A 13,996-nucleotide genomic window follows, 5' to 3' on the forward strand; every position below is an offset into this window, starting at 1 on the left:
GGGATGTTTAATAGTTGAAAGTCTTGACCAGCAGCAGGTCGCCGATCGCACGCAAGGGCACGATGAAGGTTTCGCGTTTTTCGTCGACGGTGTTTTCGTTGAGCACCAGGTTGATCTGCGAGGTGATTACCTCGTTCTGGTTGCTGGCCTCATCGAAGTTATAGCCGCCACTGCCAAAGTTGCCCCAATAGTTCACGTAAACCAGATAGGTGCCATGCAGCGGCGCGGTCATGGTGAACATTTCCGGGCCGGGACCATCGACGCCATCCGGGTCCAGGCCGCCGCCGTTGGTCAGCGCCGTATGAGCCCAGAACGCATGCTGACCATCCGGGGTAATGATGTGCAGGTCGAGTTCAGCCTTCGGGTCGTCCCAACCGAGCACCACCCGAATCCGCGCCGGGGTGCGCAGGTTGTTGGCTTCATAGAACTGAACCCGCTTGAGCGACTGCCCCTCGGCACTGCGCACTTCGACGCTGTTGGAGCCGGCGCCGAACGCATAGGGTCGGGCGAAACGCCCCTGATCGTCGGTGTACAGGTTCAACGGATTGCCGTTGACCGCCAGGGTGTGGGGGCCGCGTTGCGTGCCGAGGGCCTTGAGCTGGCCCTCGATCATCGTGCGATTGCGCTGCACACCCCGGTCGATGGGCGGCGTGGGATAGGCCACTTGCGGGTTTTCCGTCCGGTCCAGCAGGCCGTTGTAGCGCCAACCACCAATGGGCTCCGACACCTCGGCACTCGGCGCGGCCAGGAGTGCAGGCGCACAGAGCCAGCCGAACAGCAGCAAAAGAATTGAACGCATGTGATGCCTCCTGCCATGCATGACGAAACCTTGCGCCCGATCCTCGGCGCGTTACAGAGGTTGATACTGCGTTTCGTCTGAAAGACCCGTGACTGTCGGGTCGTACAGGGCGCGAAGGTTAGCCGCCATGGCCGCAGCTAACAATCACATCCCTCTGAAAATGCGGCGCAAATCACGCAGGTGAGTGGACGGTGAGCCGAATAAGGGTCATATTCGGCTCATTATATGAGCCGAATATCTCTTCTAATCGGCTCACTCACCCCAGAGCATCAAATACATGGCACCTCACTGGATCTGGCAACAGCCTGATTGGCCGAATTTCACCTGGCACGCCGAGCGCTTGGCACCGTTGCTGCGCGAGTGCGTCCAGGCACAAGGTCGATTGATGGGCATGGTCAGTTCCGTCGGTAGTTCGCTGAGTGCGCAGAGCGAGCTGGATGCATTGCTGCAAAACATCGTCACCTCGTCCGCCATCGAAGGTGAACAGCTGAATGTCGGCTCGGTCCGCTCTTCACTGGCGCGGCGTTTGGGGCTTGAAGTGATGGGTGGCGATAACGTCAGCCAACGCAGCGAAGGCCTGGCCCGCCTGATGCTTGATGCAACGCAGCATTTCGCCGAGCCGTTGACCCTTGAGCGCTTGCTGGATTGGCATGCATGGCTGTTCCCGGATCAGGACACTGATCTCGCCGCACGGAGTATCCGTGTTGGCGCATTGCGCGGCGATGATCCGATGCAAGTGGTGTCGGGCCGTCTCGACAAGCCCACAGTCCACTTCGAAGCGCCGCCCCGCCGGGGCCTTGAACAACAACTCGAAACCTTCCTCGACTGGTTTGAAAGCAGCCGTCATCAGGCCGCGCTCGATCCGCTGTTGCGTGCCGGCGTCGCGCACTTCTGGTTTGTCACGCTCCACCCTTTTGACGATGGCAATGGTCGCTTGACGCGAACCATCACCGACCTTGCGCTGGCTCAAGGCGAGGCTCAGGCAATCCGTTTCTACGCCATGTCGGCGAGCATTCTCGAGGATCGCTCAGGCTACTACCGCGTCTTGGAAACCAGCCAGAAAGCGACGCTGGACATCACCGAATGGCTGCAATGGTTTTTACACACCTTGCTGCGCAGCCTGCAGCAGGCAATGGCGAGGATCGAGTCGGTGCTGGCCAAAGCGCGTTTCTGGCAGGCGCACCGGGAATCCGAACTGTCGGTCGAACAGACCAAAGTACTGAATCGCATGCTCGATGGCGGAGAGCGCGGTTTCGAAAGCGGGATCAGCGCAGCTCAGTATCAGGCCGTGGCGAAAGTGTCCAAAGCCACTGCAACCCGCCATCTGGCCGAACTGTTGGAAAAAGGCTGTTTGCAACGCCTGCCGGGTGGCGGGCGCAGTACCCGCTATAAAATCCGTGATCCGGATGGCTCGACTCCATCACCCTATGGCAAGTGACCTCGCTCCCTCGCCACAGGGTTTAGCCGCCAAACGCCCCGCTCATTTGCCCATAAACCCCATGTCTGCTAGTGTCGCGCCGGTTTAACGTCAACCGGAAATCGCCGCCATGGCCCGCAAAAAAGCTGCACTGGATTTCGAACAATCTCTCGCCGACCTGCAAACGCTGGTCGAGCGCCTGGAGAATGGTGAATTGTCGCTGGAAGACTCGCTGACCGCTTTCGAGCAAGGCATCGGTCTGACCCGCGATTGCCAGGCGGCGCTGGCCCAGGCCGAGCAAAAGGTTCAGGTGCTGCTCGAGCGTGATGGCGAGTTGGCCGAGGAACCCTTCGACGCGGATCAACCAGAATGATTGCAGCGTATTCAGCGACCAGCCAGGCTCGAGTCAATGCGGCTCTGGAAACCCTGTTCACCGCACCCGGCCCTGAGCTGGCGCGCCTGTACGAAGCCATGCGCTACAGCGTGATGAACGGCGGCAAGCGCGTGCGCCCGCTGCTGGCCTACGCCGCGTGCGAAGCCCTGGGCGGCAAGGCCGAGCAAGCCAACGGCGCGGCCTGCGCGGTGGAGCTGATCCACGCCTACTCGCTGGTGCACGACGATTTGCCGGCCATGGACGACGATGACCTGCGTCGCGGCCAGCCCACCACGCACAAAAAATTCGATGAAGCGTGCGCGATCCTCGCTGGCGACGGCTTGCAGAGCCTGGCCTTCAGCGCCCTGCTCGACCCGCGTCTGAGCAACGCCGACGCAGAGATTCGCCTGCAGATGGTCAGCGCCCTGGCATTGGCCGCAGGCCCGGCGGGCATGGTCGGCGGTCAGGCCATCGATTTGGGTTCGGTCGGTCTGAAGCTCGATCAAAAGGCCCTTGAATACATGCACCGGCACAAGACCGGTGCGCTGATCGAAGTCAGCGTCAAGCTCGGCGCACTGGCCAGTGGTCACGCGCAAAAGGACGAACTGAAGTCCCTGCAGACTTATGCACAGGCCATTGGTCTGGCATTCCAGGTCCAGGACGACATTCTCGACGTTGAAAGCGATACCGAAACCCTCGGCAAACGCCAGGGCGCCGACATTGCCCGCGACAAGCCGACCTACCCGGCCCTGCTCGGCCTCGAAGCCGCCAAGGCCTACGCCCTGGAATTGCGCGATCAGGCACTGCACGCTCTGCGACCGTTTGACGCGGCGGCAGAGCCTCTGCGCGATCTGGCCCGCTATATCGTCGAGCGCCGCAACTGACGGCCAATCGGTCAAAAAAGACCAACGCGTGGGCAGGGACCGATGCATCAGGTAAACTGCCGCATCTTTTATACCTATAACGATTCGCCTGATGCCCACGACGTTTCATGAGATTCCCCGCAAGCGCCCGACCACGCCCCTGCTCGACCGCGCGAACACGCCGGACGGCCTGCGCCGGTTAGGCGAAGCCGAGCTGGAAACCCTGGCCGATGAGTTGCGCCTGGAATTGCTCTACACGGTCGGTCAGACCGGTGGGCATTTCGGCGCCGGCCTGGGCGTGATCGAGCTGACCATCGCGTTGCATTACGTCTTCGACACCCCGGACGACCGGCTGGTGTGGGACGTGGGTCATCAGGCTTATCCGCACAAGATCCTCACCGGTCGTCGCGAGCGCATGGGCACCCTGCGCCAGAAGGACGGCATCGCCGCCTTCCCGCGCCGCTCCGAGAGCGAATACGACACCTTCGGCGTCGGTCACTCCAGTACCTCGATCAGCGCAGCGCTGGGCATGGCGATTGCCTCGCGCCTGCAAAACAATGATCGCAAGGCCATCGCGGTGATCGGCGACGGCGCCTTGACCGCCGGCATGGCGTTCGAAGCGCTGAACCACGCGCCGGAAGTCAACGCCGACATGCTGGTGATCCTCAACGACAACGACATGTCGATCTCGCGCAACGTTGGTGGCTTGTCCAACTATCTGGCGAAGATCCTGTCCAGCCGCACTTACGCCAGCATGCGCGAAGGCAGCAAGAAAGTGCTGTCGCGCCTGCCCGGCGCCTGGGAAATCGCCCGTCGCACCGAAGAATACGCAAAAGGCATGCTGGTACCCGGCACCCTGTTCGAAGAACTGGGCTGGAACTACATCGGCCCGATCGATGGCCACGACCTGCCGACCCTGATCGCCACCCTGCGCAACATGCGCGACCTGAAAGGCCCGCAGTTCCTGCACGTCGTCACCAAGAAGGGCAAGGGCTTCGCGCCTGCTGAAGTCGATCCGATCGGCTACCACGCTATCACCAAGCTCGAACCGCTGGACGCCCCTGCCGCTGCGCCGAAAAAGGCCAGCGGACCGAAGTATTCCGGTGTGTTCGGTGAATGGCTGTGCGACATGGCCGCGGCCGACCCGCGCCTGGTGGGCATTACCCCGGCAATGAAGGAAGGCTCCGACCTGGTGGCTTTCAGCGAGCGCTTCCCGCTGCGCTACTTCGACGTGGCGATTGCCGAACAGCACGCCGTGACCCTTGCCGCCGGCATGGCCTGCGAAGGCGCCAAACCGGTGGTGGCGATCTATTCGACCTTCCTGCAGCGCGGCTACGACCAGCTCGTTCACGATGTGGCAGTACAAAACCTCGACGTATTGTTCGCCATTGACCGTGCAGGTCTGGTGGGCGAAGACGGCCCGACGCACGCTGGCAGCTTCGACCTGTCGTTCCTGCGCTGCATTCCCGGCATGCTGGTGATGACCCCGAGCGACGAAAACGAACTGCGCAAAATGCTCACCACCGGTCATCTGTACGAAGGCCCGGCGGCCGTGCGTTACCCGCGTGGCACTGGCCCGAATGCGACCATCGAGAAGAACCTCGAACCGATCGAAATCGGCAAGGGCGTGGTGCGCCGTCAAGGCAGCAAAGTCGCCCTGCTGGTGTTTGGTGTGCAACTGGCCGAGGCGATGAAAGTGGCCGAGACGCTGGATGCCACCGTGGTCGACATGCGTTTCGTCAAACCACTGGATGAAGCACTGGTACGTGAAATCGCCGCCAGCCATGAGCTGCTGGTGACCGTCGAAGAGAACGCGATCATGGGCGGCGCCGGTGGTGCGGTCAGCGAGTTCCTTGCCCGGGAAAACATCCTCAAGTCGATGCTGCACCTGGGCTTGCCGGACCTTTACGTCGAACACGCCAAGCCTGCGCAAATGCTGGCCGAGTGTGGATTGAACGAGGCCGGAATCGAAGCCGCGATCCGCGAACGGCTGCAACTGCTTAACGTCTAATTCTGGATACACGCAACATAGTGTGGGAGCGAGCCTGCTCGCGATAGCGGACTGTCAGTCGACTCAAATATTGACTGATATACCGTAATCGCGAGCAGGCTCGCTCCCACAATTGATTTTTGTGCTCCGCGAAATACCCTCGGACTACCCATGAAGCTCTACCGCGTCGCCCTGCCCCTGCTTCTGCTACCCGCCGCCATAACCCTCGCCGACACTTTCGAACGCGATCAAGCCCTGAAACTGCCCGACGTGCTGATCAGCGCCAACCGTCAGGTCGAAGCGCGCAACGACAGCAGCGCCGCCAACACGGTGTTCACCCGCGAAGACATCGACCGCCTGCAACCGAACAGCGTCACAGACCTGCTGCGTCGGGTGCCGGGCGTGCAAGTGGCGCAAACCGGTGGTCGAGGCAGCTTGCCCGGGGTGTACATCCGCGGCACTCAATCAGCCCAGAGCCTGGTGCTGGTGGACGGCCAACGGATCGGCAACTCGACGTCCGGTGACAGCAACCTGCAACACATCAACATCGAGCAGGTCGAGCGCGTGGAAGTGCTGCGCGGCTCCCGCTCGGCGATCTACGGCAGCGATGCGATTGGCGGTGTGATCCAGATCTTTACCCGTCGCGGCGACCAGCAAGGCCTGCAACCGCGCTTGCACATGGGTTTTGGCAGCAACCAGACCTGGGAGCGCAGCCTTGGCCTGTCCGGCGGCGATGAGCGTACCCGTTTCAACCTTGGCACCAGCCTTGATGAAACCGCCGGGATCAACCGCACCCGCGAGTCGTATCCCAGTGATGGCGATCACGACGAATACCGCAACAAGTCGCTGAGCCTGAGCCTGAGCCACGCACTCACCGACGACATCGAAGTCGGCGCCAACCTGCTGGATAACCACGGCAAAAACGCGTTCGACAACCCGTTCGGGCGCTTTGATCCCGTTACCTTCGAGTCGGTGCAGCAGCAGCCCTACAGCGAATTCGACGTGAGCAGCGTCAGCAGCTACATCGACGCGCGGGTAAATGACCTCTGGAAAACCCGCGTCGAATTCGGCCACAGCGAAAACCGCGACAAGACCCTCGACAAACTCAGCGATGAACGCAGCGTGTTCAACACTTACCGCGACTCGCTGACCTGGCAGAACGATCTGAAGCTCAACGAGCGCAACAGCCTGATCCTCGGCGGCGACTGGTACGAAGACCGGATCAACAGCAGCACGGACTTCGACGAAGACAGCCGCTGGAACCGGGCGGCGTTCATCCAGCACCGCTATCAGGCGGACAGTTTCTCCACCGAGCTGGGCTTGCGTCACGATGACAATCAGCAGTTTGGCGGCCAGAACAGCTGGAGCGGCACGTTCACCCTGCCGTTGAACCCGGATAACGATGTGCTGCTGAGTTACAGCGAAGGCTTCCGCGCGCCGACCTTCAACGACCTGTATTACCCGGACTTCAGCAACCCGGACCTGAAGCCCGAAACGTCAAAGAGCTATGAGCTGCAATGGCGCAGCCAGTTGACCGAGGACAGTCGCCTCGAAGCCTCGCTGTACCGCACCGATTTGCAAGACGCGATCATCTTCGGCAGCAACTCACGCCCGCAGAACGTGGCTTCGGCACGGATCAACGGCTTCGAAGCGGCGTTGAAACAAGAGCTTTTCGGCTGGCAGAGCAATCTCGGCGTGGCAATCATCGATCCCCGCGATCGCGACACCGGCCATACCCTGGCGCGGCGTGCCCGGCGCACCTTGAGCCTGGATCTGGATCGGCAGTTCGACCGGCTGGGCCTCGGCGCCAGCTTGCAAACGGTGAGCAGCAGCTATGACGATCTGAACAATCAACAGCCCTTGGGCGGCTATGCCTTGTTGGGGCTGCGCAGCAGTTGGGAACTCAATCACGAGATCAAACTGGAGCTAAAAGTCGATAACCTGCTGGACAAGGACTACACCCGGGTACTGTATAGCCATGAAGGCAGTCAGTATGGGTATCGAGAGGAAGGTCAAACCTGGATGTTCGGGGTGACGTGGACCCCGGAGATCTGATCTGAAATGAGCCGTGTTCGGGCTGGCCTTATCGCGAGCAAGCTCGCACACAGGGGATCTGCGTTGTCATTGCTGACGCCTCGGTCTCAACGATCAGGTGCGATCAACCGGCAAAGCTTGGCGGTCGCTTCGATCATTTGCCCGCTGGGTCGCTCCAGGCCTTTATCCGTCACCAACAGCAACTGCCCCTTCGCCACCGCCTCCACCTGCGGCCATGCCTTCCACGCATCAAGTTGCGCCTGATCGCCGGCCAGGATCACCTGCGGATTGCGCTGCAGCACCGCCTCCACACTGATCTGCGGCGCGGCCAGCGTCTGGTCGCCGAAGACATTCCGCGCCCCACAGACTTCGAGCGCATCACTGATGATCTGCCCACCCCCAATGGTGTACAGCGGCCGATCCCAGACCTGATAAAACACCCCTAATGGTTGATCGCGGCGATAACGTTGACGCAATTCCGCCAGCCGCTGCCTTAACCCCGCCGCCAGTGAGACACCGCGCTCCGGCCGGCCGAGTTGCGTGGCAATGGCCTCGATTTGCGCGGCGAGTTGGTCCAGGTCATGTGGCTCGGCGACGTAGGTCGGGATGTTCAGGTGCTTGAGTTGTTCACGCTGGGCCGGGCCGACGCTGTCGGGCCACAGCAGCAGCAAGTCGGGCTTCAGGCTGAGCAGCCGCTCCATGTCCAACTGGCCGTAGCGGCCAACGGACGGCAGGTCTTTGAGTTCGGCAGGACGCTCACCGGCATCCAGCACCCCCACCAGCAGGTCGGCTGAACCCAGTTCGACAACGATTTCAGAGAGCGACGGCGCCAGACTGACCACCCGCTCGACCGCTGCTGCCGAGCCGCTGATGGCCAGCAGCAGAACCGCCAGCCAGGCTGCACGCATCAGCCGAGTTGACGCGGAATGCGGTAGAGGTAGAACAGCACCGTAGTCGACAGTGCCAGCAGCACCAGCGGCACGGCTTCGAGACCGACGAACACGGCCAGGGCACCGATCCACGCCGGCAGGCCGGCAGCGAGAAATGCCGTGCGCCGTGTGGCGGCCAGACTGATCCAGGCGGCAGGTTCTTCAGGGGTATCGAGGGCTTTCTGGGTGGCGATCAATGCGTGTTTGTAACCACCGAAAAACTTCAGGCTGACAAACATCGAAGCCACACCGGCGACGAACAATGGCATCGCCAGCACCGGCAAGATCGCCTCGCTCTGGCCGAACACGCCGTTGATCACGAACAGCGGCAACAAGGCCAGCGCCAGGTATTGCCACCAGTTGACGGCCAGTCGCCGCCGCACCTGACCGCGTGTCACGCCCGGTCAACCTCGCCCTGATGCTCGTTGCCCATCATGTGGTCAAGTTTGCTGGCCTTGGTCGCCAGGTAGAGTTTGTTATGGGGATTGTGACCGGTGTGCAACGGTACGCGCTCGGCAACCACGATGCCCATGTCGGTCAAGGCTTTGACCTTGCGCGGGTTGTTGGTCATCAAACGCAGGGATTTCACGCCCAGGTGCTCCAGCATCGGCAGGCACATGGCGTAGTCGCGCTGGTCAGCGGCAAAGCCCAGGCGCTCGTTGGCCTCAACGGTATCGGCACCGCCATCCTGCAGCTCATAGGCGCGGATCTTGTTCAGCAGGCCAATGCCACGGCCTTCCTGACGCAAGTACAGCAATACGCCGCGACCTTCGCGGGCAATCGCCTGCAACGCAGCTTCGAGTTGCGAGCCGCAGTCGCAACGCTGGCTGAACAAGGCATCGCCCGTCAGGCATTCGGAGTGCAACCGGCCGAGTACCGGGGCACCGTCGGCAATCTCGCCCAGGCTCAGCACAACGTGCTCACGGCCGGTGGCTTCATCAAGAAAGCCATGCATGGTGAATTGCGCAAAAGGCGTTGGCAGCTTGCAAGCGGCGACAAAAACGACAGGCACCTGTGTGCTCCTGATCTAAAAGTCTGAAGATTCGCAGGCCGGCATTGTAACAGCAGGTTCCGGATGGCGCTTAGGCTGAATTATCGGGGATAACTATCAAAAAGTTTGATATGCCCCCCCCTGACGACACCGCCCCTGTGGGAGCCCTTCAGTTCTCATCAAACGGGTAAGGCTGTTTCCAGCGTTCGAAGATGGGCTTGAGCTCGCCGCTTTTCACCAGCTGTTCCATGCGCTGGTCAAACAAGGCCATCAGCGTGCGGGCCTGCGGGGTTTTGGCGAAGCACAGGTAGAGGGGCAGTTCGGCGATATGGGTGCGTCGCAGCTGCGACGGATCCTTGGCCCGATTGAGCACGTAATCGACCTCGGTCAGGGCGTCGATGTAAAAGTCGGTACGCTTGTGGGTCAGCATCGACACGATGCCGGTACGCCGCTGCACTTCAGCAAAGTGCTGCACATTGGGCAGGTAGTGCTGGTAATCGTAGCCACGCACCCACGCCAGCCGATAATTGCCCAGGGTTTCCGGGGTTGGCACCGGGCTGCTGGTCAGCCCCAAGGCGTAGATGTGGTCGGTATCGAAGTTCCAGCGGGGATAGAGCAGCTCGCTGGATTCGTCGCGATAGGAACCGACACAGGCGTCGACCTCGCCGCGCTCGGCCAGGCCTACCGAGCGCAGGTAGGGTTCAGTGCGAATGTCGAGCTTGACGCCCGCCGGTTCGAAGACTTGTCGCAGCACGTCCCAGCCCAGTCCATGGCCGTCGGCGGCGGTGTAATCCTCCCAGTCTTCGCTGGCCAGGTGAATGACCGCCGGTGGCGTCCCGGTCTCCTGCGCCTGCGCGAGGGAGAAACACACGGCAAGCACCATCCCCATCAACCCGCGTAGAGCCATCCTTAGTTCTCCCACTTGGCGCCTCATGACCTCTGCGGTCAGGTCAGGCGAAAATCCATACCAATCCCTGCATCGCCAGCCACGCAAACACACCCGCCAAAACGTCATCGAGCATGATCCCGACGCCACCATGCACATGCCGGTCGATCCAGCGAATCGGCCACGGCTTGAGAATATCGAAGAAACGGAACATCAGGAAACCCGCCAGCAACCACTGCCAGCCTTCCGGCACCAGCCACAGGGTGATCCACATCCCGACCATTTCGTCCCAGACGATGCCTTCATGGTCGTGCACCCGCAAATCGTTCGCGACTTTGCCGCACAGCCAGAAGCCGAACAGCATGGTGATGCCCAGCATCAGCCAGTATCCCCAGTCCGGCAGCATCTGCCACAACGGAATAAAGGGTAGCGCCACCAATGAACCCCAGGTGCCTGGGGCCTTTGGCAAGGTGCCCGAGCCGAAGCCGAACGCCAGGAAATGCCACGGGTTGCGCCAGACCGACGGCGGTACGAACTCCCCCGGGACCTGTTTGGGATGATCTGTCACGGTGACTCCCGAAAATGTTGATAACCCCGGGTTTGCGGGGTGATGTCCTGCCCATCGCTATCGAGCAGCGTCACGCCCTGCCCCGCCACAATCCGCCCGATCACATGAATCGGCCAGCCCTCGGCCAGCAATGGCGGTAACTCGACGGACGGCAGCGTGAAAGCCAATACGTAATCATCGCCACCGCTGAGCGCCGCGTTCTGCGCCCCCGCCTGCCCGAGGAAAGCGACCAGCGCACTGGACAACGGCAAGCGATCGCACTCGACTTGAACGGCGACCTTCGATGCCAGGGCAATGTGCCCACAATCAGCGAGCAAGCCATCGGAGATGTCCAGCGCCGCCGTTGCCTTGCCACGCAGTGCATGACCCAGCGCCAACTGCGGTTGCGGCGACCAGTAGTGCGCCAGCAGCGGATCGGCGATGGCAGGTTCGGCGGTGCGCTCGCCGAGCACCAGCGGCAAGGCGCCAGCGGCATTGCCCAGTTCACCGCCGACGCACAACAAGTCGCCCGGTTGTGCGCCGCTGCGGGTCAGGGCCTGACCGCTGGGCACGCGCCCGAACACGGTCATGGTCATGCTCAGCGGCCCGCGGGTGGTGTCACCGCCGACGAGCGCCACGCTGCAGCTTTGCGCCATCAGGCTCAAACCACGGGCATAGGCCTGCAACCAATCGGCAGTCACCGTCGGCAAGGTCAGGGCAAGGGTAAAGGCGATGGGGGTGGCGCCCATGGCGGCCAGGTCACTGACGGCCACGGCCAGCGAGCGCTGGCCGAGCAGAAAGGGATCACAAGGGTCGGCGAAGTGCACACCGGCCACCAGCGTATCGGTAGAAATCGCCAGCTGTTCCCCCGGGGGAATAGCCAGCAAGGCACAATCGTCACCGATCCCGAGGGCAACGCCTTCGCCGCCCTGCGCACAAGGCGCGGCGGCGAAGAAATTGCGGATCAGCTCAAACTCACCCATGGCAATGGCAGTTCAAGCGCAGGTTAGCGCTTGAACGCCTTCACTTCAGCTTCACGCAGACGCGGGGCCAGTTTGTCGAGCACACCGTTGACGAACTTGTGGCCGTCGGTGGAACCGAAGACCTTGGCCAGTTCGATACCTTCGTTGATCACAACGCGGTACGGCACGTCGACGCGCTTGAGCAGCTCCCAGGTGGACAGGCGCAGAACCGCCAGTTCAACCGGGTCGAGCTCTTCGATGGTCAGGTCCAGGCAAGGCTTGAGTGCGGTGTCGATTTCGGTCTTGAACTGCGGAACCCCGTGGAGGATCTCGCGGAAATAAGCACCATCGACATCGGTGAAATCGTTATCGACCCGGAACTGCGCTTCGATCTCGTTCAGCGACTGCTTGGCCATGTGCCATTGGTACAGCGCCTGGGTCGCGAGCTGACGGGCTTCGCGACGCTTGACGCTTTTCGATGGCTTGCCGGCATCCGCAGGCTTTGGATCGCGCGGGTTGAAACGATCGCTTTCGTCGCTAATCACTTGGCCTCCAACTGCGCCAGCAGGCTGACCATTTCCAGAGCGGACAGGGCAGCTTCAGCACCTTTGTTACCGGCCTTGGTGCCGGAACGTTCGATGGCTTGCTCGATGGAATCAACGGTCAGGACGCCGAAGGCAACCGGAACGCCGAACTCCATGGACACCTGGGCCAGGCCCTTGGTGCATTCGCCTGCCACGTATTCGAAATGCGGAGTACCGCCACGAATGACCGCGCCCAGGGCGATGATTGCCGCGAATTCACCCTTCTGAGCGACTTTCTGCGCAACCAGCGGGATTTCGAAGGCGCCAGGCGCACGGATGATGGTGATGTCGCTTTCGCTCACGCCATGGCGAACCAGGGCATCAACTGCACCGCTGACCAGGCTTTCAACGACGAAGCTGTTGAAACGGCCCACTACCAGAGCGTAGCGGCCTTTAGGGGCGATGAAGGTACCTTCGATGGTCTTCAGGGTCATTCGTTAGATCTCTTAAAGAGCCGGGACGCGTCTTCTACGCGCCCCTCAGTGATATTTGAACCGCGAATTCAAGGCCGGAAACAACCGGTCATTATTCGGAGGGCACGTATTCTACAACTTCCAGATCGAAACCGGATATCGCATTAAATTTCATCGGTGCAGACATCAGGCGCATTTTGCGCACACCGAGGTCACGCAGGATCTGCGAACCGGCACCGACAATGCTGTAGGTGGTCGGTTTTTTCACGGCCGCGTGGTCCGCGGTTTCGCGGATGTGCGCCAGCAACACGTCGCCATCGAGCGGGTGCCCGAGCAACAGGACCACGCCGCTGCCGGCCTCGGCAACCGCGGCCATGGCGGCGCGCAGGCTCCAGCGACCCGGTTGTTTGACCATCAGCAGGTCGCGCAGCGGGTCCATGTTGTGCACGCGAACCAGGGTCGGTTCCTCGGCGCAGACATTGCCCAGGGTCAGTGCCATGTGCACGTCGCCCTCCACCGAATCACGATAGGTCACCAGGTTGAATTGGCCCAGTTCGCTGTCCAGCGGCTGCTCGGCAATCCGCTGAACGGTACGTTCGTGGATCATCCGGTAGTGAATCAGGTCGGCGATGGTACCGATCTTGATGTCGTGTTCGGCTGCGAAAGCTTCCAGTTCCGCGCGACGGGACATGGTGCCGTCGTCGTTCATCACTTCGCAGATCACGCCACTCGGCTCGAAACCGGCCATGCGCGCCAGGTCGCAGGCGGCTTCGGTGTGGCCGGCGCGAGCCAGGGTGCCACCGGCCTGGGCCATCAGCGGGAAGATGTGGCCCGGGCTGACGATGTCTTCAGCCTTGGCATCACGGGCGGCAGCCGCTTGCACGGTGCGTGCGCGGTCGGCGGCGGAGATGCCGGTGGTCACACCGGTGGCCGCTTCGATCGACACGGTGAACTTGGTGCCGAAGCCGGAACCGTTGCGTGGCGCCATCAGCGGCAGCTTCAGCAGCTCGCAACGCTCGCGGCTCATCGGCATGCAGATCAGGCCACGGGCGTGCTTGGCCATGAAGTTGATGTGCTCGGGCTTGCAGCACTCGGCGGCCATGATCAGGTCGCCTTCGTTCTCGCGGTCTTCGTCATCCATGAGGATGACCATCTTGCCTTGGCGGATGTCTTCAACCAGTTCTTCGATGCTATTGAGCGCCACAAGG

15 protein-coding genes are annotated in these 13,996 nt (G+C 61.7%); 5 read left to right on the forward strand and 10 right to left on the reverse strand.

Features of this window, described 5'->3' with window-relative positions; translation table 11 throughout:
• Positions 1-7: 7 nt before the first annotated feature.
• Entirely contained in the window at positions 8-799 is a 792-nt protein-coding gene (locus ACVWYU_RS10945) for a YfaP family protein (RefSeq protein WP_248915637.1), read from the reverse strand.
• A gap of 277 nt (positions 800-1,076) precedes the next feature.
• Here ACVWYU_RS10945 and ACVWYU_RS10950 point away from each other — a divergent pair, with 277 nt between their 5' ends.
• The 5 genes from ACVWYU_RS10950 to ACVWYU_RS10970 all read left to right on the forward strand — a co-directional run bounded on the left by ACVWYU_RS10950 (position 1,077) and on the right by ACVWYU_RS10970 (position 7,497).
• Positions 1,077-2,237 carry a Fic family protein gene (locus tag ACVWYU_RS10950; RefSeq protein ID WP_090325536.1) on the forward strand — a complete coding sequence of 387 codons (1,161 nt, stop codon included), beginning with the start codon at positions 1,077-1,079 and terminating at the stop codon, positions 2,235-2,237.
• A gap of 109 nt (positions 2,238-2,346) precedes the next feature.
• Complete coding sequence (locus ACVWYU_RS10955; protein WP_007894317.1) at positions 2,347-2,589, forward strand: exodeoxyribonuclease VII small subunit; 243 nt, start codon at positions 2,347-2,349, stop codon at positions 2,587-2,589.
• Positions 2,586-3,473, forward strand: a complete 888-nt coding sequence (ispA, locus tag ACVWYU_RS10960) for a (2E,6E)-farnesyl diphosphate synthase (RefSeq protein WP_248915638.1) — start codon at positions 2,586-2,588, stop codon at positions 3,471-3,473. The genes ACVWYU_RS10955 and ispA overlap by 4 nt, the downstream gene beginning before the upstream one ends.
• A gap of 91 nt (positions 3,474-3,564) precedes the next feature.
• Entirely contained in the window at positions 3,565-5,463 is a 1,899-nt protein-coding gene (gene dxs / locus ACVWYU_RS10965) for a 1-deoxy-D-xylulose-5-phosphate synthase (protein ID WP_457372690.1), read from the forward strand.
• Between the two features lie 150 nt (positions 5,464-5,613).
• Positions 5,614-7,497, forward strand: coding sequence for a TonB-dependent receptor domain-containing protein (locus ACVWYU_RS10970; RefSeq protein WP_457372691.1), 1,884 nt, complete (start codon positions 5,614-5,616; stop codon positions 7,495-7,497).
• An 86-nt stretch (positions 7,498-7,583) separates the two neighbouring features.
• Here ACVWYU_RS10970 and ACVWYU_RS10975 read toward each other — a convergent pair whose 3' ends face one another.
• From ACVWYU_RS10975 to ribBA, 9 genes are all read right to left on the reverse strand, one after another.
• A complete protein-coding gene (locus tag ACVWYU_RS10975; RefSeq protein ID WP_457372692.1) occupies positions 7,584-8,384 on the reverse strand; it encodes a cobalamin-binding protein in 801 nt (266 codons plus the stop codon).
• Positions 8,384-8,803, reverse strand: coding sequence for an MFS transporter (locus tag ACVWYU_RS10980; protein ID WP_390957375.1), 420 nt, complete (start codon positions 8,801-8,803; stop codon positions 8,384-8,386). The genes ACVWYU_RS10975 and ACVWYU_RS10980 overlap by 1 nt, the downstream gene beginning before the upstream one ends.
• Positions 8,800-9,417 carry a GTP cyclohydrolase II gene (gene ribA / locus ACVWYU_RS10985; protein WP_090325547.1) on the reverse strand — a complete coding sequence of 206 codons (618 nt, stop codon included), beginning with the start codon at positions 9,415-9,417 and terminating at the stop codon, positions 8,800-8,802. The genes ACVWYU_RS10980 and ribA overlap by 4 nt, the downstream gene beginning before the upstream one ends.
• 148 nt (positions 9,418-9,565) lie before the next feature.
• Complete coding sequence (locus tag ACVWYU_RS10990) at positions 9,566-10,303, reverse strand: substrate-binding periplasmic protein (protein WP_457372693.1); 738 nt, start codon at positions 10,301-10,303, stop codon at positions 9,566-9,568.
• Between the two features lie 43 nt (positions 10,304-10,346).
• A complete protein-coding gene (locus ACVWYU_RS10995; protein WP_090325550.1) occupies positions 10,347-10,850 on the reverse strand; it encodes a phosphatidylglycerophosphatase A family protein in 504 nt (167 codons plus the stop codon).
• Positions 10,847-11,812 carry a thiamine-phosphate kinase gene (gene thiL, locus ACVWYU_RS11000; protein WP_457372694.1) on the reverse strand — a complete coding sequence of 322 codons (966 nt, stop codon included), beginning with the start codon at positions 11,810-11,812 and terminating at the stop codon, positions 10,847-10,849. Before thiL ends, ACVWYU_RS10995 begins: the two co-directional genes overlap by 4 nt.
• A 23-nt stretch (positions 11,813-11,835) precedes the next feature.
• On the reverse strand, positions 11,836-12,336 hold the full coding sequence (nusB, locus tag ACVWYU_RS11005) for a transcription antitermination factor NusB (RefSeq protein WP_008000432.1): 501 nt from the start codon (positions 12,334-12,336) through the stop codon (positions 11,836-11,838).
• A complete protein-coding gene (ribH, locus tag ACVWYU_RS11010; RefSeq protein ID WP_003228649.1) occupies positions 12,333-12,809 on the reverse strand; it encodes a 6,7-dimethyl-8-ribityllumazine synthase in 477 nt (158 codons plus the stop codon). The genes nusB and ribH overlap by 4 nt, the downstream gene beginning before the upstream one ends.
• Before the next feature lie 91 nt (positions 12,810-12,900).
• Positions 12,901-13,992 carry a bifunctional 3,4-dihydroxy-2-butanone-4-phosphate synthase/GTP cyclohydrolase II gene (gene ribBA / locus ACVWYU_RS11015; RefSeq protein ID WP_090325554.1) on the reverse strand — a complete coding sequence of 364 codons (1,092 nt, stop codon included), beginning with the start codon at positions 13,990-13,992 and terminating at the stop codon, positions 12,901-12,903.
• Between the last annotated feature and the right edge of the window lie 4 nt (positions 13,993-13,996).

The sequence above is a fragment of the Pseudomonas sp. TE12234 genome (assembly GCF_054061835.1).

What these genes read in the sequence shown, in the direction of transcription:
- ACVWYU_RS10945 (WP_248915637.1), bottom strand. Translation starts at nt 799, where the DNA reads ATGCGTTCAATTCTTTTGCTGCTGTTCGGCTGGCTCTGTGCGCCTGCA.
- ACVWYU_RS10950 (WP_090325536.1), top strand. Translation starts at nt 1,077, where the DNA reads ATGGCACCTCACTGGATCTGGCAACAGCCTGATTGGCCGAATTTCACC.
- ACVWYU_RS10955 (WP_007894317.1), top strand. Translation starts at nt 2,347, where the DNA reads ATGGCCCGCAAAAAAGCTGCACTGGATTTCGAACAATCTCTCGCCGAC.
- ispA (WP_248915638.1), top strand. Translation starts at nt 2,586, where the DNA reads ATGATTGCAGCGTATTCAGCGACCAGCCAGGCTCGAGTCAATGCGGCT.
- dxs (WP_457372690.1), top strand. Translation starts at nt 3,565, where the DNA reads ATGCCCACGACGTTTCATGAGATTCCCCGCAAGCGCCCGACCACGCCC.
- ACVWYU_RS10970 (WP_457372691.1), top strand. Translation starts at nt 5,614, where the DNA reads ATGAAGCTCTACCGCGTCGCCCTGCCCCTGCTTCTGCTACCCGCCGCC.
- ACVWYU_RS10975 (WP_457372692.1), bottom strand. Translation starts at nt 8,384, where the DNA reads ATGCGTGCAGCCTGGCTGGCGGTTCTGCTGCTGGCCATCAGCGGCTCG.
- ACVWYU_RS10990 (WP_457372693.1), bottom strand. Translation starts at nt 10,303, where the DNA reads ATGGCTCTACGCGGGTTGATGGGGATGGTGCTTGCCGTGTGTTTCTCC.
- thiL (WP_457372694.1), bottom strand. Translation starts at nt 11,812, where the DNA reads ATGGGTGAGTTTGAGCTGATCCGCAATTTCTTCGCCGCCGCGCCTTGT.
- ribH (WP_003228649.1), bottom strand. Translation starts at nt 12,809, where the DNA reads ATGACCCTGAAGACCATCGAAGGTACCTTCATCGCCCCTAAAGGCCGC.